At 72.0% G+C, this 17529-nt stretch carries 19 protein-coding genes and 1 tRNA gene; 6 read left to right on the forward strand and 14 right to left on the reverse strand.

Going from position 1 to position 17529, the window contains the following annotated elements; all coding sequences use genetic code 11:
- The first annotated feature begins 8 nt into the window (after positions 1 to 8).
- From OG299_RS21000 to OG299_RS21010, 3 genes are all read left to right on the forward strand, one after another.
- On the forward strand, positions 9 to 1277 hold the full coding sequence (locus tag OG299_RS21000) for a bifunctional glycosyltransferase family 2/GtrA family protein (protein ID WP_266627752.1): 1269 nt from the start codon (positions 9 to 11) through the stop codon (positions 1275 to 1277).
- Positions 1274 to 3496 (forward strand): ArnT family glycosyltransferase, encoded by a 2223-nt coding sequence (locus tag OG299_RS21005; protein ID WP_327362283.1) that lies wholly within the window; start codon positions 1274 to 1276, stop codon positions 3494 to 3496. Before OG299_RS21000 ends, OG299_RS21005 begins: the two co-directional genes overlap by 4 nt.
- A gap of 90 nt (positions 3497 to 3586) precedes the next feature.
- Entirely contained in the window at positions 3587 to 4231 is a 645-nt protein-coding gene (locus OG299_RS21010; RefSeq protein WP_327362284.1) for a TetR/AcrR family transcriptional regulator, read from the forward strand.
- Positions 4232 to 4289: 58 nt separating this feature from the next.
- Here the strand turns inward: OG299_RS21010 and OG299_RS21015 are convergent, their stop codons facing one another.
- Together OG299_RS21015 and OG299_RS21020 are read right to left on the reverse strand one after the other, a co-directional pair.
- Positions 4290 to 5924: an MDR family MFS transporter gene (locus OG299_RS21015; RefSeq protein WP_327362285.1), complete on the reverse strand. Its 1635-nt coding sequence runs from the start codon at positions 5922 to 5924 to the stop codon at positions 4290 to 4292.
- A 13-nt stretch (positions 5925 to 5937) separates the two neighbouring features.
- Positions 5938 to 6330 carry a MarR family winged helix-turn-helix transcriptional regulator gene (locus OG299_RS21020; protein ID WP_327364565.1) on the reverse strand — a complete coding sequence of 131 codons (393 nt, stop codon included), beginning with the start codon at positions 6328 to 6330 and terminating at the stop codon, positions 5938 to 5940.
- Between the two features lie 242 nt (positions 6331 to 6572).
- Between OG299_RS21020 and OG299_RS21025 the strand changes: the two genes are divergently transcribed.
- The gene (locus OG299_RS21025) at positions 6573 to 6821 is read left to right on the forward strand and encodes a hypothetical protein (RefSeq protein ID WP_327362286.1); all 249 of its coding nucleotides are present in this window, start codon (positions 6573 to 6575) and stop codon (positions 6819 to 6821) included.
- Positions 6822 to 6912: 91 nt separating this feature from the next.
- Here the strand turns inward: OG299_RS21025 and OG299_RS21030 are convergent, their stop codons facing one another.
- From OG299_RS21030 to OG299_RS21075, 10 genes are all read right to left on the reverse strand, one after another.
- Positions 6913 to 7605: a hypothetical protein gene (locus OG299_RS21030; RefSeq protein ID WP_327362287.1), complete on the reverse strand. Its 693-nt coding sequence runs from the start codon at positions 7603 to 7605 to the stop codon at positions 6913 to 6915.
- Between the two features lie 50 nt (positions 7606 to 7655).
- Complete coding sequence (locus tag OG299_RS21035; RefSeq protein WP_266627764.1) at positions 7656 to 8504, reverse strand: RNA polymerase sigma factor SigF; 849 nt, start codon at positions 8502 to 8504, stop codon at positions 7656 to 7658.
- A 218-nt stretch (positions 8505 to 8722) separates the two neighbouring features.
- The gene (locus OG299_RS21040; RefSeq protein WP_327362288.1) at positions 8723 to 9694 is read right to left on the reverse strand and encodes an RNA polymerase sigma factor SigF; all 972 of its coding nucleotides are present in this window, start codon (positions 9692 to 9694) and stop codon (positions 8723 to 8725) included.
- Between the two features lie 220 nt (positions 9695 to 9914).
- The gene (locus tag OG299_RS21045; RefSeq protein WP_266665839.1) at positions 9915 to 10076 is read right to left on the reverse strand and encodes a hypothetical protein; all 162 of its coding nucleotides are present in this window, start codon (positions 10074 to 10076) and stop codon (positions 9915 to 9917) included.
- Between the two features lie 391 nt (positions 10077 to 10467).
- On the reverse strand, positions 10468 to 10755 hold the full coding sequence (locus tag OG299_RS21050; protein WP_266627770.1) for a hypothetical protein: 288 nt from the start codon (positions 10753 to 10755) through the stop codon (positions 10468 to 10470).
- 163 nt (positions 10756 to 10918) lie between these two features.
- Positions 10919 to 11003, reverse strand: a tRNA-Ser gene (locus tag OG299_RS21055).
- 57 nt (positions 11004 to 11060) lie between these two features.
- Positions 11061 to 11552, reverse strand: coding sequence for a tRNA adenosine(34) deaminase TadA (gene tadA, locus OG299_RS21060; protein ID WP_266627772.1), 492 nt, complete (start codon positions 11550 to 11552; stop codon positions 11061 to 11063).
- The gene (locus OG299_RS21065; protein WP_266633414.1) at positions 11552 to 12100 is read right to left on the reverse strand and encodes a tRNA adenosine deaminase-associated protein; all 549 of its coding nucleotides are present in this window, start codon (positions 12098 to 12100) and stop codon (positions 11552 to 11554) included. The genes tadA and OG299_RS21065 overlap by 1 nt, the downstream gene beginning before the upstream one ends.
- 367 nt (positions 12101 to 12467) lie before the next feature.
- Entirely contained in the window at positions 12468 to 12662 is a 195-nt protein-coding gene (locus OG299_RS21070) for a hypothetical protein (RefSeq protein WP_266627774.1), read from the reverse strand.
- Positions 12663 to 12779: 117 nt separating this feature from the next.
- Positions 12780 to 13748: a universal stress protein gene (locus tag OG299_RS21075; protein ID WP_327362289.1), complete on the reverse strand. Its 969-nt coding sequence runs from the start codon at positions 13746 to 13748 to the stop codon at positions 12780 to 12782.
- Between the two features lie 193 nt (positions 13749 to 13941).
- Between OG299_RS21075 and upp the strand changes: the two genes are divergently transcribed.
- Positions 13942 to 14577: a uracil phosphoribosyltransferase gene (upp, locus tag OG299_RS21080; RefSeq protein ID WP_030160225.1), complete on the forward strand. Its 636-nt coding sequence runs from the start codon at positions 13942 to 13944 to the stop codon at positions 14575 to 14577.
- A gap of 117 nt (positions 14578 to 14694) precedes the next feature.
- Here the strand turns inward: upp and OG299_RS21085 are convergent, their stop codons facing one another.
- Together OG299_RS21085 and OG299_RS21090 are read right to left on the reverse strand one after the other, a co-directional pair.
- Positions 14695 to 15348: a LytR C-terminal domain-containing protein gene (locus tag OG299_RS21085; RefSeq protein ID WP_266627780.1), complete on the reverse strand. Its 654-nt coding sequence runs from the start codon at positions 15346 to 15348 to the stop codon at positions 14695 to 14697.
- Between the two features lie 167 nt (positions 15349 to 15515).
- Positions 15516 to 15815 carry a type II toxin-antitoxin system VapB family antitoxin gene (locus tag OG299_RS21090; protein WP_030160221.1) on the reverse strand — a complete coding sequence of 100 codons (300 nt, stop codon included), beginning with the start codon at positions 15813 to 15815 and terminating at the stop codon, positions 15516 to 15518.
- An 88-nt stretch (positions 15816 to 15903) separates the two neighbouring features.
- On the opposite strand from OG299_RS21090, the gene OG299_RS21095 reads away from it, so the two are divergent.
- Positions 15904 to 17484, forward strand: a complete 1581-nt coding sequence (locus OG299_RS21095) for a helicase HerA-like domain-containing protein (protein ID WP_266627784.1) — start codon at positions 15904 to 15906, stop codon at positions 17482 to 17484.
- The last annotated feature ends 45 nt before the right edge of the window (positions 17485 to 17529 follow it).

The raw sequence follows: 17529 nt of genomic DNA on the forward strand, positions 1-17529 counted from the left end.
GTCGGTGCATGCCAACCGACACCTCCTCCGGCGCCCTGCCGGCACGGGCGCACCTCGCGCCCGTGCCCGGCGAGCCCGTACTCGACGTGGTGATCCCGGTCTTCAACGAGGAGCAGGACCTCGGCCCGTGTGTGCGCCGGCTCCACGACCACCTCACCCGCACGTTCCCGTACCCCTTCCGCATCACGATCGCCGACAACGCGAGCACCGACCGCACCCCCGAGGTCGCGGCCGGCCTCGCCGCCACCGTCGACGGAGTACGCAGCACCCGGCTGGAGGAGAAGGGCCGCGGCCGCGCCCTGCGCACGGTCTGGTCCCGCTCCGAGGCACCCGTCCTCGCGTACATGGACGTGGACCTGTCCACCGATCTCAACGCGCTGCTGCCGCTGGTCGCCCCGCTCATCTCCGGGCACTCCGACCTCGCCATCGGCACCCGCCTCGCCCGCTCCTCGCGCGTGGTGCGAGGCGCCAAGCGGGAGTTCGTCTCCCGCGCCTACAACCTGCTCCTGCGCTCCTCCCTCGCCGCCCGCTTCAGCGACGCGCAGTGCGGGTTCAAGGCCATCCGGCGGGAGGTGGCGGAGCGGCTGCTGCCGCTGGTGGAGGACTCGGGCTGGTTCTTCGACACCGAGATGCTGGTGCTCGCCGAGCGGGCCGGGCTGCGGATCCACGAGGTGCCGGTGGACTGGGTGGACGACCCGGACTCCACCGTGCACATCGTGAGCACCGCCACCGAGGACCTCAAGGGGATGTGGCGGGTGGGCCGGGCCCTGGCCGTCGGAGCGCTGCCGCTCGACCGGCTCTCCCGCCCCTTCGGCGACGACCCGCGCGACCGCAGCGCGCTGCCCGGAGTGCCGCGCGGGCTGGCCCGCCAGCTCCTCGGCTTCTGCGTCATCGGCGTGCTGTCCACGCTCGCCTACCTCGCCCTCTACTCCCTCTTCCGGCTCGGCGCCGGACCGCAGCTCGCCAACGCCGGCGCCCTGCTGGTCTCCGCCGTCGCCAACACCGCCGCCAACCGCCGGCTCACCTTCGGCGTCCGCGGCCGCGACCGGGCCGTCCGCCACCAGGCCCAGGGCCTCGTCGTGTTCGGCGTCGGGCTGGCCTTGACCAGCGGGTCGCTTGCCGCCCTCGGCGCCGCCACGGCCGCTCCCTCCCACAGCACCGAACTGGCCGTGCTGATCACGGCCAACCTCGCCGCAACCGTGCTGAGGTTCCTGCTCTTCCGCGCCTGGGTCTTCCCCGAGCGGCGCGCCACTCCCGCGAAGGACGACACCCGATGACCACGGCCGTACCACCCATGGACTCCCCGTTCCCCGAACGGGCCCCGACCGCTCCGACCACCCCGACCGCCACCGCCACCGCCACCGCCGGCGCCGGAACCGCGACCGCGGGGCGCCCCCGCTGGGAGCGGCCCGCGTACGTGGCGCTCCTGCTGGCCACCGCCGTCCTGCTGCTGTGGAACCTGGGAGCCTCCGGCTACGCCAACTCCTTCTACTCCGCGGCCGTCCAGGCGGGCAGCGAGAGCTGGAAGGCCTTCTTCTTCGGCTCCTCCGACGCCGGGAACTCCATCACCGTCGACAAGCCCCCGGCCGCCCTGTGGCCGATGGCGCTGTCCGTCCGGCTGTTCGGGCTCGGCGGCTGGCAGATCCTCGTCCCGCAGGCCCTGATGGGCGTCGGCACCACCGCCGTGCTCTACGCCGCCGTACGCCGTCACTTCGGGCCCGCGGCCGCACTGCTCAGCGGCACGGCCTTCGCACTCACCCCGGTCGCCGCGCTGATGTTCCGCTTCAACAACCCGGACGCGCTGCTGACCCTGCTGCTGACCGTCACCGTCTACTGCGTCCTGCGCGCCCTCGACGGCGCCCACGCCAAGTGGCTGGTCTGGGCCGGCGTCGCGGTCGGCTTCGCCTTCCTGACCAAGACCCTGCAGGCCTTCGTCATCCTGCCGCCGCTCGCCCTCGTGTACGCCGTCTGCGCGCCGACCCGGCTGCGCCGCCGGCTGGGCCAGCTGCTGGTCGCCGGAGCCGCCATGGTGGTGGCCGGCGGCTGGTGGGTCGCGATCGTGGAGCTCTGGCCCGCGTCCTCCCGCCCGTACATCGGCGGCTCGCAGAACAACTCCTTCCTGGAGCTGACCCTCGGCTACAACGGCCTCGGCCGGATCAACGGCAACGAGACCGGCAGCGTGGGCGGGGGCGCCCGCGCCGGGGGCGGCGGAGGCGGCGGCGGAGGCGGCGGCGGGGGCTGGGGAGAGACCGGCATCGACCGGCTCTTCTCCGCCAACATCGGCGGGCAGATCTCCTGGCTGCTCCCGGCCGCCCTCGTCCTGCTCGTCACCGGACTGGTGATCACCTGGCGGGCCCGGCGGGCCACCGACTCCCTGGAGGGCATGGCCCGCGCGGCCTTCCTGGTGTGGGGCGGCGCCCTGCTGATCACGGCGCTCGTCTTCAGCTACATGCAGGGCATCTTCCACGAGTACTACACGGTGGCGCTGTCGCCGTTCGTGGCCGCACTGGTGGGCATGGGCGTGGCCATGCTGTGGGAGGAGCGGGGCAGCAAGGCCGCCGCGCTCACCCTGTCCGGCACCCTCGCCCTCACCGCGTGGTGGTCGTACGTCCTCCTCGGCCGCTCGACCGGATACCTGCCGTGGCTGCGCTGGACGGTCCTCGTGGCCGGCCTGGCGGCGGCCGCCGGGCTGCTCCTCGGCGCGCGGCTCGGCCGGCGGTTCGTGCTGGGTGCGGCGGCGCTCGGGCTGGGCGCGGCGCTGGCCGGTCCCCTCGCGTACTGCCTGACCACGGTGGACTCCACGCGCGGCGGCTCGATCGTGACGGCCGGGCCCGCGGTCGCGGGCGGCCGGGGCGGTATGGGCATGCGGTTCTTCGGCGCCGGTGAACTCCCGCCCGGTGCGGGCCCGCAGGGCGGCGTGCCGCAGCAGGGCCGGCCGGGGCAGCAAGGGCAGGGCCGGCAGGGCGGGGTCCCGGGCGGCGGTCCTCAGGGCCAGGGCGGACCCCGGCAGTTCCCCGGCGGCCAGGGCGGCCAGGCGGGCGGCGGGCGCGGTGAGCGCGGCCCGCAGAACGCCGGCGGGGGCCCCGGCGGCCTGCTGAACGGCACCAAGGCCAGCAAGGAGGCCACGGCGGCCCTGCGCAAGGACGCGGCGAAGTACACCTGGGCGGCAGCCGCCGTCGGTGCGCAGAACGCGGCGAGCTACCAGCTGGCCTCCGGCGAGCCGGTGATGCCGATCGGCGGGTTCAACGGCAGCGACCCCTCCCCGACGCTCGCCAAGTTCCAGGAGTACGTGCGCACCGGGAAGGTCCACTACTTCATCGGCGACAACGACAGCGCCGGCAGCGAGGGGCAGGGCATGCGCGGCGGCGGTCCGGGCGGCGGCACCAGCAGCGCCATCTCGAGCTGGATCAAGGCCAGCTTCAGGTCCACGACGGTCGGCGGAGCCACCTTCTACGACCTGACCGCCCCCCTGAACGGCACGTCCGCCCCGTCCTGATCCAGCCGAAACGCGAGGGGCACCCTCTAGCATCAAGTGGGCGGACCGGGCATTCCGGGCTGATCCAGCTGTCGTGAGGAGGGTGCCTCCATGGTGACCGCGGCCGATCCCGGCAAGGCCCGGACCAGCGTGTGGCTGGCCGGCGGGCACACCGCACCCGCCAGACGCCGCACCGAGGCGCCCTCCGGCCTCGACCGGGAGCGGATCACCGGCGCCACCGTACGGCTCCTCGACGCCGAGGGGCTGGCACGGTTCTCGATGCGCCGGCTCGCGGCCGGGCTCGGGGTCACCGCGATGTCCCTGTACTGGTACGTCGACACCAAGCACGATCTGCTCGAACTCGCCCTGGACCGCGCCCTGGGCGAGCTCCCGCTGCCCCGGACCGCACCAGCCGAGCCGGCCGTACCGGTCCAGGACGGCTGGCCCGGCCGACTGAAGTCCCTGGCCTGCGGCTACCGGCGGCTGCTGGCGCAGCACCCCTGGGTGGCGCCGCTGACCGCCGCGTACCCCAACATCGGCCCGCACGCCCGGGCCTTCGACTCCGCCCTGCAGCGGCTGCTCGACGCCACCGGCCTGGCGGGCGCCTGCCGGACCGGAGCTCACCTGGCCGTCTCGCAGTTCCTGCACGGCTGCGGGGGCGCCGCCCGGCGGGTGTCCGACGGGGACTTCGTCCTCGCGGTCGACGTGCTGATCGCGGGCATCGAGGCGAAGGCCGCCGCCCGGCCGGGCGCATAGCGAGACCCCCGCCGGGAGCCGTCGCCCCGGCGGGGGCCCATGGGTATCGCGGGTGTCGCTACTCCGCCGCGGAGGGGGCTCCGGCCGTCGCCGCGGACGCCGTCGGGGCATGGGCCGCCGGCTTGGACTTCAGCGCGACCTCCTTGATGAACAGCACCAGGACGAGCGCGAGCAGCGCGGTGGGCGCGGCGTAGAGGAAGACGTCGCCGACGCCGTGCCCGTACGCGGACTCGATGACGGTGCGGAACGGCGCGGGCAGCTTGTCGAGGTCGGGGATCCCACCGCCGGCAGTGCCGCCGTGACCCATCGCCGCGGCCTTCGGGCCGAGTGCGGCCAGCCCGTCCTTGACGTAGTGGGTGACCCGGTTGGCCATGACCGCGCCGAGCGCCGAGACGCCCATGGCGCCGCCGAGGGAGCGGAAGAAGGTGACGACCGAGCTGGCCGAGCCCAGGTCCTCGGGGGCCACCTGGTTCTGCGTGGCGAGGACGAGGTTCTGCATCATCATGCCGAGGCCGAGTCCGGTCAGCGCCATGTAGATCGCGATGTGCCAGTACGGGGTGTCGTACCGCAGCGTGCCCAGCAGGCCGAGGCCGGCCGTCAGGAGGACGCCGCCGGAGACGAGCCAGGCCTTCCACTTGCCGGTCTTGGTGATCACCTGACCGGAAACCGTGGAGGAGACGAAGAGCCCGCCGATCATCGGAATCGTGAGGATTCCGGACATCGTGGGGGACTCGTTGCGGGCCAACTGGAAGAACTGGCTGAAAAAGACCGTGCCCGAGAACATCGCGATGCCGACGAACAGCGAGGCGGCGGAGGCGAGGGTGATGGTCTTGTTGCGGAACAGGCGCAGCGGGATGATCGGGTCGCTCGCCCTGGACTCGACGAGCAGGAAGAGCAGGCCGAGTGCGACGGCGCCGCCGGTCATCGCCGCGGTGGTCCAGGAGATCCAGCCGTACGAGTCGCCGGCCTGGGTGACCCAGATCAGGAGCAGGGACACGGCCCCGCTGATCAGGAATGCGCCGAGCCAGTCGACCTTGACGTCGCGGCGGACGACCGGGAGGTGCAGGGTCCGCTGGAGGACGATCAGGGCGATGACCGCGAACGGTACGCCGACGTAGAAGCACCAGCGCCAGCCGAGCCACGAGGTGTCGGTGATGACGCCGCCGAGCAGCGGGCCGCCGACGGTGGCGACGGCGAAGACCGCGCCGAGGTAGCCGCTGTACCGGCCGCGCTCGCGCGGGGAGATCATCGCGGCCATCACGATCTGGGCGAGGGCCGACAGGCCGCCGACGCCGATGCCCTGGACCACGCGGCAGGCGATGAGCATGCCGGTGTTCTGGGACAGGCCCGCGACCACGGAGCCGAGGACGTAGATCACCAGGGATATCTGGACCAGCAGCTTCTTGCTGAAGAGGTCGGACAGCTTGCCCCAGAGCGGGGTCGCCGCCGTCATCGACAGCAGGGCGGCGGTGACGACCCAGGTGTAGGAGGACTGGGTGCCGCCGAGGTCGCTGATGATCTGCGGCAGGGCGTTGGAGACGATCGTGGACGACAGGATCGCCACGAACATGCCGAGCATCAGCCCGGACAGCGCCTTCATGATCTGCGGGTGGGTCATGGGGGCGGGCGCGGGGTCGGGCGTGGTCTGCGACCGGCTGCCTTCCTGCACACCGGTGGGTGCGGTCGTCGCCATGTGGTTCCTTTGTCTAGAAGCTCGATCGGAGCCGGGTCAGCAGGGTGTTGAGCACGTCGATGTCGTGGGCGGACCAGTCGGCCAGGGCCTTCTCCAGCGCGCCGGTGTAGCGGGCGCCGAGCTCTGCGAGGAGCGCGTGGCCGGCCGGGGTGAGCCGCAGGATGCGGCAGCGGCCGTCGACGGGGTCGATGTCACGGGTGATCCACCCGCGGTCGGCGACGTGGGCGACGTGGCGGCTGGTCACCGAGATGTCGATGGCCATGAGGTCGGAGAGGCGGCCGAGCCGCATTTCGCCGTGGCGGTCGAGCAGGGTGAGGACGGCGGCGGAGCCCGGCGGGCAGTCCGCGGGGAGCATGCGGGCGAGGTCGCGCTTGACCGCGCCGATGCCGGTGAGCTGGCGGGCCAGCTCCTCGTAGCGGGTGGGGTGGGGTGGCTGCGACGGGTGCGGTGCGGGTGGTGCTTGCGGTGTGGGTGGTGCTTGTGATGTGGGTGGTGCTTGTGGTGCCTGCGGCACCTGGGTGGTCATCGGCCCCTCCTCTCCTCATGTTGTTGCTTAGGGCAACCATAGAATCGATTGGTTGCTACAGGCAAATGAATCGAGGGGGCGGGGCGGTAAAGGAATGGGAAAACCCGCTAGGGTCCTGAGGCATGGCTGCGAACCACAACTCACAGGGCCCCGAGGGCAACTACGACCCCGCGGGCAGCACTCAGATGTTCAGGGCGTTTGTCGAGGAGGCTGCGCCGGCCGGGCCGGCCGGTCCGGGGCCTGCGGTGCCCGGGGCTCGGCGGCGCGCTTCCGCGGCGGGCTCGGGCTCGAGCTCGAAGACCGGGCTCTGGCTGGGGCTCGGGGTGGCGCTGCTCGTGGTGGTGGGGGCGGTGGCCTGGCTGGCCCTGTAGCAGCCCTGCCGGGTCGCTGCGCGGGCCTTCTCTCCCCGCCCCGCCCTTTCGCCCTTCCCCGGGACGCCGGCCGGGCTGGAGTCGCCCGGTGTCAGGTCCAGGTCGCCGTGGTGGAGCGGGTTTCTATGTGCATGCCCAAGGGGACCCGCCAGGATTCGACGCAGACCGTGTAGGTCTGCGTCTTCGTCGTGCCGCCGGGGACGGGGGTCGGCAGGGGCTGGGTCGTGGTGATCGTGGCCCAGTCGATGCCGAGAGCGCCGATGATGTGCGTCGCGAACGACACCGTGCCCGAACGGGTCGCCGTCGTCCCGGTGTTGGTGAACCCCACCGTGACCTTCTCGCACCAGCGGTCCGCCGCCGGGGCGCGGGTCGGCGGGCTCAGGGTCAGCCTCGCCGGGGTGGCCGGGGGTGTCGTCCCCGGCTTGGGCGTCGGGGTGGTTCCCGGGGCAGGGGTGGACGGGCTCGCCTCGGGCGGGGGCTGGGGCGGCGGGGTGGTCCCGGGCGGGGTGGTCGTGGCTCCGCTCCGGGCGGAGGCGGCAGGACTCTGCGAACCCGGGGTACCGGCCGACGTACTCGTGGCGGCGGAAGGGGATCCGGCCAGCTGCTGGAACTCCACCGGCGCCCGGGGCGCGATGTTGTCGCCCGCGCGGCGCTCCGGCCCCGGGGCGACGGCGCCCGCGGCGGCGTAGCCGTCACGTGCCGGGCCGCCGCACCCGGTCAGGCATGCGGCGGCCAGTACGGGCAGCGTGAGCAGGGTGAGGGCTTGGCGTTCCCTTCGCAGCATCGCGGCAGTTTGACTGACTGCGCGTCAGATGGGAACCCCGTCTGCGGCGATCACTCGCCGATCAGGCCCACCCGGAGCTGCGCCAGCGTGCGCGTGAGCAGCCGGGAGACGTGCATCTGGGAGATGCCGACCTCCTCGCCGATCTGCGACTGCGTCATGTTCGCGAAGAACCGCAGCATGATGATCTGCCGCTCCCGGGGCGGGAGTTTGGCGAGCAGCGGCTTCAGCGACTCGCGGTACTCGACGCCCTCGAGCGCGGTGTCCTCGTAGCCGAGGCGGTCCGCGAGCGAGCCCTCGCCGCCCTCGTCCTCGGGTGAGGGCGAGTCGAGCGAGGAGGCGGTGTACGCGTTGCCCACGGCGAGGCCGTCGACGACGTCCTCCTCGGACACCCCGAGCACCGCGGCCAGTTCCGGCACGGTCGGCGAGCGGTCGAGCTTCTGGGCGAGCTCGTCACTGGCCTTGGTGAGGGCGAGGCGCAGCTCCTGGAGCCGGCGCGGGACGCGCACGGACCAGGAGGTGTCCCTAAAGAATCGTTTGATCTCGCCCACGACGGTCGGCATCGCGAACGTCGGGAACTCCACGCCGCGTTCGCAGTCGAACCGGTCGATCGCCTTGATCAGGCCGATCGTGCCGACCTGGACGATGTCCTCCATCGGCTCGTTCCGGCTGCGGAAGCGAGCGGCGGCGTACCGCACCAGGGGCAGGTTCAGCTCGATCAGGGTGTCGCGTACGTACGCCCGTTCGGGGCTGTCCGCGTCCAGGGCGGCAAGTCGCTGGAAGAGGGTGCGGGAGAGGGTGCGGGTGTCGATGGCTTCCGAGCGGACAGGCGCTGCAGGTGCTGCCGGCGCCGGGCTCTTGACGAGCGTGAGCACCTTGGAGCTGCCCTGGTCTACGGACATGCCACCCCCTTGAGGTCGCGGACGGTCGCGTACGGCGCGCCCGTCGGAGGAACGCAGCCTCCACCTGAATACCGGAGGCGGGGCTGCGGCAAACGCGGTTCAAGCAGAATGTCACATGTCGGCAACGCGCTGTAGCGTCATGTCGACATATATCTCCAGCGACAGAGCGGAATGAGCCCATTCGTGGGAAACGGGGGAGCGATCTCCACTCGTTGGAGTTACGCCTCGATCCTGTTTGCGGACCGGAGCCGGGCGAAGCTGCGGGCGAGCAGCCGGGACACGTGCATCTGAGACACCCCGAGCTCGGCGCTGATCTGCGACTGCGTCAGATTGTTGTAGTACCGCAGCAGCAGGATCCTTTGTTCACGCTCTGGCAGCTGTACGAGCAGGTGCCGTACGAGGTCCCGGTGCTCGACCCCGGCCAGTTCGGGGTCCTCGTAGCCGAGGCGGTCCAGCAGGCCCGGCAGCCCGTCGCCCTCCTGGGCGGCCTCGAGGGAGGTGGCGTGGTAGCTGCGCCCGGCCTCGATGCAGGACAGCACCTCGTCCTCGCCGATCCGCAGCCGCTCGGCGATCTCGGGCGTGGTCGGCGTGCGCCCGTGCAGGGTGGTGAGGTCCTCGGTGGCGGCGTTCACCTGGACCCACAGCTCGTGGAGCCGGCGCGGCACGTGGACGGTGCGGACGTTGTCGCGGAAGTACCGCTTGATCTCGCCCACGACGGTCGGCATGGCGAACGTCGGGAACTGCACCCCGCGGTCGGGATCGAACCGGTCGATCGCGTTGATGAGGCCGATCGTGCCGACCTGGACCACGTCCTCCATCGGCTCGTTGCGGCTGCGGAAGCGGGCGGCCGCGTACCGGACGAGCGGGAGGTTCGCCTCGATGAGGGCCCCGCGCACCCGGTGGTGCTCGCTCGTGCCCGGCTGAAGGCCCTTCAGCTGCCCGAACAGGACCTGGGTGAGGGCCCGGGTGTCCGCACCCCGGCTCTGCGGTCTCGGGGCCGCTGGAGGCTCCTGCGGGGGGTCCTGCCGGGTCGGAACCTGGGAGTCCGGCTGGGTGTCGCGTGCGGCGTCGTGCCGAGGGGCGTGCTGGGGGGCGTGCGAGGCGTCCTGCGGGCCGTGCGTCGCTTGGCGCTCCGGGCCGTGCTGGGGGTCCTGCTGGGGTGGCACCTGAGGCGCAGTACTGGCCGGCACGGTCACGCCACCCCTTCATGTATCAACTCATCCGTCAAAAGCGGTCATAGCATCACAAGACATGTGCACTGTGTGCAAGCACCGTATATCACCGTGTTGACGGCAAGTTGGGCATAATGGGGTGTTTTGGATGGGGTCATCGCGGGTGCGGGAATGCAAAAGCCCCCCATCCGTCGGAGTGGGGGGCCGGTCAGTCCGGAAGCCGCGTCAGCGTACGGGTTCAGCGCACCAATTCGGTCATGAACGCGCCGATGCCGTGGGCCGCGTCCGAGATGCCTTGGAAGCCTATTTTCACGATGTCGGCCGCCTTCACCGGCTGGGTGATGATCACGAAGAGCGCGAATATGACGAGCCCACCCGTGATCATCTTCTTGGTGTCCATGAGCGGTGTCGGCCTCCCCAACCGGTCCTGCGCAGTCGGGTGAGTCTATCCGGACGGGTTCGGACACTCACCAGGCCTTTATGGACCAATGGCCCGGTGGTTCGGGTCCTTTGCCGCCGGGCGGGCGGCCGTGGGTGGCGCAGCATGGAAGACGAGCCCACCGGTTCTGGCAGGAAACCGGTGGGTGAGGGACAGGGCCTCACTGCGGGGTCCGGGCCGCAAGCTTCCCCCTGACTGCGGCCCGGACCGGCAGGTTCCGTCCTCGTCGGGGGAAGTGGCTGTCCCCCCGATGCCACTTCCCCCACCCGTACGTCGAAGGCCCCGACCCCGGTCGGGGCCTTCGACGTACGGGCGGGGGGTGCGGACCGTCCCTACCGGCTGCCGTTTGCGGCTATTCGATGCCGCCGAGCAGGCCCAGGACGGGCTCCACGGGGGCGATCACGGGCGACAGCTGGTTCGGCAGGTCCATCAGCTGGCCGAGCTTGTCCAGCTCGTTGAGCTTCGAGCCGATCTCCTGGACGGAGCCGGGCGTGGCCCCCTGCGGCATGCCCGGGGCGGCCTGCGGCAGGTCCGGGAGGGTGATCGGGGCCATGGGGGCGGCGGAGGCGGCCGGTGCGGCGAGGCCCGCGGCGGCCCCCGCGAGGGCGAAGGCGGCGAGCATGCGCTGGGTCTTGGTCATGCCGTGACAACGGCCGAGCGGGCGCCCGGTCACGCGGTCGTCATCCGTAAAGACGCGTCGGTGCGTCGGGCGCGCCGGGGACGCCGGACGCGCCGAGACGTGCCGCGCCTGCCCGGACACGCCGAAAGCCCCGTCCCTTGCGGGGCGGGGCTTTCGGTCGAAGCGGTAGTGGAGGGATTTGAACCCCCGATGGGTTGCCCCATACTCGCTTTCGAGGCGAGCTCCTTCGGCCACTCGGACACACTACCGAGATGGATCCTAGCCTACGGATCCGCATCAAATGAAATCGGTGTCCCCGGGCCGCCTCAGAGGTCGCGGAAGAAGTCCGTGAGCTGCCGCGCGCATTCCTCGGCGAGCACGCCGCGGACCACTTCCGGGCGGTGGTTGAGCCTGCGGTCCCGTACGAGGTCCCAGAGCGACCCCGCGGCTCCCGCCTTCTCGTCGTCGGCGCCGTAGACGACCCGGGCCACCCGCGACTGCACGAGCGCGCCCGCGCACATCACGCACGGCTCCAGGGTCACCACGAGGGTGCACCCCGGAAGCCGCCATTCCCCGAGCCGGGCGGCCGCCCGGCGCAGCGCCACCACTTCGGCGTGCGCCGTGGGGTCGCCGGTGGCCTCGCGCTCGTTGTACCCGGTGGCGAGGAGCTCCCCGTCCGGGCCCAGCACGACGGCGCCGACCGGCACGTCGCCGGCCGGCACCGCCCGGGCGGCCTCCTGGAGCGCCAGGCGCATGGAGTCCCGCCACGGGTCCCGTACGGGATCGGGGCCGTGCAAGGGGTGGTGCGTGGTGATCACTAGCGGACGGCCTCCAGCACCTCGGTGGCGCCGAGGGAGTCGGCGATCTCCGAGAGGGCGTCCCCGTCGAGGGTCATCAGTTGTTTGTGGCTGACGCCGAGGTCGTCCAGCAGTCGGGGGTCACCGAGCGGACCGGCCGGTACCGGTTCCGCGCCGGGCGATTCCTCCTCGTCCTCGTCGTCATCGGCGCCGGCGAACGCGGCGATCGTGTCCTCCTCGCCGTCCTCGGTGCCGTCCAGGTCCAGTTCGTCGAGTTCGTCGTCCTCCTCGTCGCTGCCCAGCAGCTCGTCGGTCAGCATCGAGCCGTAGGAGCTGCGGGAGGCCGCGGAGGCGTTCGAGACGAAGTACCGCGGGTCCTCCTCGCCGTCCACGCGGACGACGCCGAACCAGGCGTCCTCCTGCTCGATGAGGGCGACCACCGTGTCGTCATCGACAGCGGCGGCACGGGCGAGATCGATCAGATCACTGAGGGACTCGACGTCGTCGAGTTCCATGTCGCTCGCTTCCCACCCGTCTTCGGTGCGCGCGAGCAGTGCGGCGAAATACACCGTGACTCTCCCACTGGTCATAGGCGTGCCGGTTGGAGGTCCCCCCGGCCGGAGGTGGGAAGGGTTGGAACGGCTGTCCTGCTCGCCGTTTCGTGCCCCGCCCAATCGGCATCGTGGCAGAAACGGCGGCGTTGCGAGAGGTCTTCCGCGCTTGCGTCGTGCCGTGCCGCTTGCCGCGGGGGGTGTACGGGGGCTGCGGGGCGGGCTTGCAGGCCTACCCGGGATCCCGCCTGCCCCATCGGCGCGGCGCCGTTGCCGGGGGCTCTGCCCCCGGACCCCTGCGCCTCAAACGCCGGCGGGGCTGCATTTCGCCCGGCCCTGCTGCGTTTGCCCGGCGGGCCCGGATTTGCCGGCGGGGCCGGGTTGGTTACCAGCGGAAGGTGCGCATGCGCATCTGTTGGCGCATGCGGGCCGCGCGGGCGCGGCGGGGCTGTACGCGGTCACGCAGGGCGCGCGCCTCCATCAGGTCGCGCAGGAACTGCGCGCGGCGCGCTCTGCGCTGCGCCGCCGTCTCCGGCGGCTGCTGCGCGTCGTTCTCCCGGCTCGGCTGCGTGTCGGGCATCGGCCACCACCCCAGGCTGATCCGGTCGTCCTCCTCCGCCGGCGCGAAGCAGACCCCCCGCACCCCACCTTCCCCCGGACGGGCCGATTGATGCCACCCCGTCGCAGCTCAGAAGGGTTAAGAGTCGTCCGACAGGGTGGGGACCACCGCCACCGGGCCGTGCGCGTGGTGCAGCACCGCGTGGGCCACCGAGCCGATCATCAGGTGCCCGACGCTGCGCCGCGGGTGGTGGCGGCCCACCACCACCAGGGCCGCCGCCCGGGAGGCCGTCACCAGGCGCTCCGCCGGGTCGCCCGGGACCGCCGCCTGCTCCACCCGCACCTGCGGCCACCGGGCCCGGAACGGCACCAGCCGCTCCGTCTGGGAGCGCAGCATCTCCCGCTCCGCCGGTACGGCGTCCCCGTCGTCGGCCAGCCCCTCCGGCGGGATCACCTGGAAGGGGCTGTCCATCACCAGCGTCGGCGCCGGCGGGATCGCGTACGCCGAGACCACCTGGACGGTGGTCCCCCGTGCGGCCGCTTCCGTGAAGGCGAAGGCCACCACGTCGTCCGCGGTCTCCGCGGCATGCAGGCCGAGCACCACCCGACCGGCGGAACCGGCGGACGCGTCGGAGCCGGCGGACCCGTCGGCCGGCTCGGCCGGCGCACTGCGCGCCGCGTGCGGGACCACCACCACCGGGCACGCCGCCGACGAGGCCAGGGCGCGGCTGTTCGAGCCGAGCAGCAGGGCGGCGAAGCCGCCGCGCCCCCGGGAGCCCATCACCAGCACCAGGGCGCCCTCCCCGGCCACCCGCAGGGCCTCGGGCACCGAGCCCTCCAGCGCGTCGTACCGCACCTCGTCCGGCAGTTCGGGGGCCGTGGCGAGGATGCCCCGTACCCGCTCGCCGACGGGGTCGGCGAACTTCTCCGGCTGCGAGGCGTCGGCGAGGGAGGAGCGGCGCGCCGCGTACAGCTGGGCGGTGTCGGGCAGCACGTGCGCGACGACGAGGCCGGTGCGGTGGCGGAGCGCCGCCGTCCGGGCCCATTCCAGCGCCAAGAGGCTGTGATCGGATCCGTCGACCGCCGCGACGACCGGTGCGTTGCTCATCAGTCCAGCGTGCTGGGCGTCCGGGCGGGTCGCATCCGCAGGCCGCACGCAGGCCCGCACGCAGGCACGTCCGCCGGTTCGGACGCACAGGGGTGCGCACACCGCGTAGCCTTTTGACCGTGGGTCGCGAAAAAGTGCGGCCGTTTTTGCAGGTCGCAGGTCGAAACCCGGCAGCTGAGCCTTGGAGGATGTTGTGCGTTTGCAGGTCGTCGATCACCCCTTGGTGGCGCACAAACTGACCACCCTGCGCGACAAGCGCACCGACTCCCCCACCTTCCGTCGGCTCGCCGACGAGCTGGTGACCCTCCTCGCGTACGAGGCCACCCGCGACGTGCGCACCGAGCAGGCCGACATCGTCACGCCGGTCGGTCCGACCACCGGCGTGAAGCTCTCGCACCCGCGCCCGCTGGTCGTGCCGATCCTGCGCGCCGGTCTCGGCATGCTGGACGGCATGATGCGGCTGCTGCCGACCGCCGAGGTGGGCTTCATGGGCATGGTCCGCAACGAGGAGACCCTGGAGGCCTCCACGTACGCGACGCGCATGCCGGAGGACCTCTCCGGGCGGCAGGTCTACGTCGTCGACCCGATGCTGGCCACCGGCGGCACGCTCGTCGCGGCGATCCAGGAACTGATCAAGCGCGGCGCGGACGACGTCACCGCCGTGGTGCTGCTGGCCGCGCCAGAGGGCGTCGAGGTCATGGAGCGCGACCTCGCGGGCACGCCGGTGACGGTCGTGACGGCCGCGGTGGACGAACGGCTCAACGAGCACGGCTACATCGTGCCGGGTCTGGGCGACGCGGGCGACCGCATGTACGGCTCGGCCGAGTAGGACCCGGACCGACCGCCGACGGTCCCGTACCCGTACAGCCGACAGCCGGCCGCCCAGAAGGCGGCCGGCTGTTCGCGTCGGGGGGTCGGCGGGTCGGTGGGGCAGCGGGGCAGCGATTCAGCAGGTCTTGGCGGGCGCGGGCTGGGGGTTGGCCAGCAGGTACAGCTCCTTGTCCGCCGCCTCCTTCGGGCTGAGCTCCTTGAAGGCGTCGCCGAGGATCAGGTCGATGTCGGCGCCTTCGCGGGCATCGGTCTGCTGCGTATCGCCCTCGAGCTGCGTGCCCAGTACGGAGAAGGCCGCCTTGTCGGTCTTGGGCGAGCCGAGCAGTATCCCCGTTCCGGGGACCTTCTTGTCGAAGTCGGCGGGGGCGTTGCCGACGTTGGCGACGGTGAAGCCGCGTTTCTTCAGCTCGTCGGCGACCGCCTTGGCGAGCCCCGCGCGCGGGGTCGCGTTGTAGACGTTGACGGTGATCTCGCCGGGCTGCGGCAGGGCCACGGCCGGCTTGGCGGCGGCGGGGCTGGCGGCCGCCGCGGCGCCCGCCCTGGGCTTCGGGGTCGCGCAGTCCTTGCCCGCCGCGACGGGCTTGCCGCTCTCGCCGCGGAACACGTTCATGAGCTGCAGGGTTCCGTAGCCCAGCAGGGCGAGACCGAGGACTGCTCCGAGCACGGTGAGGACGATCCGCCGGCGCCGCCGGGGTCGGCTCATGCGGGGGTAAGCCGCTCCCGTGACGCGGTACTTTCCGCCCATGCCGGGGGGAGTGAGCATGCTCATGGGCGCAGCGTAATACCGCTCGCTGCCGATGCCCACCAAATGATCTGTTGATAGGGCAAGACCGACCCGAAAGGCGCAATTTGCGCGAAGCGGAACGCGTGCAGCCGCGGGTCTCGCCCGGCGGACCCCGCCCCGGCGTGTCCCGGCTGCTCCCGGCCGCTCCCGGTCTAGTAGTCCATTTCGAGGACGCGGGCGTGCAGCACCTGGCGCTGCTGCAGGGCCGCGCGCACGGCGCGGTGCAGGCCGTCCTCCAGGTACAGGTCGCCCTGCCACTTCACGACGTGGGCGAAGAGGTCCCCGTAGAACGTCGAGTCCTCGGCCAGCAGCGTCTCGAGGTCCAGCTGTCCCTTGGTCGTCACCAACTGGTCGAGCCGGACCGGGCGCGGGGCGACATCCGCCCACTGCCGGGTGGTTTCCCTGCCGTGGTCGGGGTACGGCCGCCCGTTTCCGATGCGCTTGAAGATCACACGGAAAGCCTACCGGGCCGGTGCCTGCGGGCGCAGCCTCGCTATGCCGGTGCAAAAGTGGCAGACAGGGCTATTTCGGGAGTGATGTATGAGCGAGAGCACCGACCCCGCGTCCCCGGCCGACCAGATCGCCGCCGGGTACGCCTTCACCGGACCCGCGCTCGAACTGGGTGCCCTGCTCTGGGACGGCACGTGCCTGCCGGACCGGCAGATCCGCATCCCGCTGTCGATGCTCAACCGCCACGGCCTGGTCGCGGGCGCCACGGGCACCGGCAAGACGAAGACCCTGCAGCTCATCGCCGAGCAGCTGTCGGCGGGCGGCGTCCCCGTGTTCCTCGCCGACATCAAGGGGGACGTCTCCGGGATTTCGGCCCCGGGCACGCCCAACGAGAAGGTCGCGGAACGGGCGAAGGAAGTCGCCCAGGAGTGGGAGGCCACCGGATTCCCCGGCGAGTTCTATTCGCTGGGCGGGCTCGGGCCCGGCATTCCGCTGCGCGCCACCGTGACGAGTTTCGGCCCGGTGCTGATGTCGAAGGTGCTCCAGCTCAACCAGACCCAGGAGCAGTCGCTCGGCCTGATCTTCCACTACGCCGACGCCAAGGGACTGGAGCTGATCGACCTCAAGGACCTGAGGGCCGTCGTCGCCTTCCTCGTCTCCGACCAGGGGAAAGCGGAGCTCAAGGGCATCGGCGGGCTGTCCACGGTGACGGCCGGGGTGATCCTGCGCGCCCTGACCGCGTTCGAGCAGCAGGGCGCCGCGGAGTTCTTCGGCGAGCCCGAATTCGACACGAGCGAATTCCTGCGGACGGCCGCCGACGGGCGCGGGCTGGTCTCCGTACTGGAACTCCCGGCCGTCCAGGACAAGCCGCAGCTCTTCTCCACCTTCCTGATGTGGCTGCTGGCCGACCTCTACACCGACCTGCCGGAAGTCGGCGACCTGGAACGGCCCAAGCTCGTCTTCTTCTTCGACGAGGCGCACCTGCTGTTCAACGGCGCCTCCAAGGCCTTCCTGGAGTCCATCACCCAGACGGTGCGGCTGATCCGCTCGAAGGGCATCGGCGTCTTCTTCGTGACGCAGACCCCCAAGGACGTGCCGGCGGACGTCCTCGCGCAGCTCGGCAACCGGGTGCAGCACGCGCTGCGCGCCTTCACCCCGGACGACGCGAAGGCGCTGAAGGCCACCGTGAAGACCTTCCCCAACTCCGGTTACGACCTGGAGGAGCTGCTGACCCAGCTCGGGACGGGCGAGGCGGTGATCACCGTGCTCAGCGAGAAGGGCGCCCCGACCCCGGTGGCGGCGACCCGGCTGCGCGCCCCGCAGTCGCTGATGGGCCCGCTCGAGCCGGCGGCCCTGGACGCGGCGGTGAAGTCCTCGCTCCTCTACCCGCGGTACGCGGAGCCGGTCGACCGCGAGTCGGCGTACGAGAAGATCAGCGCCGAGCAGGCTGCGGCCGAGGCGGCGGCGGAGGCGGCCGCGGCCGAGGCGGAGGCCGAGAAGCAGGCCAAGGCGGCCGCGAAGACGGCGCGCAGCGCGCCGAAGCCCGACCCGTCGCTGGCTCAGCAGGTGGCGGGGAGCGGACTGTTCCGCTCGCTGGCCCGGTCGATCGGGACCCAGCTGGGGCGGGAGATCTCACGGTCGATCTTCGGGACGGCGAAGCGGCGCAAGTGACGGATCCGCCGCCGGGGTGCCGCAGGGGGTGTCGTCGCTGACAGA

Origin of the sequence: Streptomyces sp. NBC_01296, from assembly GCF_035984415.1 — a bacterium.
Taxonomy (GTDB): domain Bacteria; phylum Actinomycetota; class Actinomycetes; order Streptomycetales; family Streptomycetaceae; genus Streptomyces.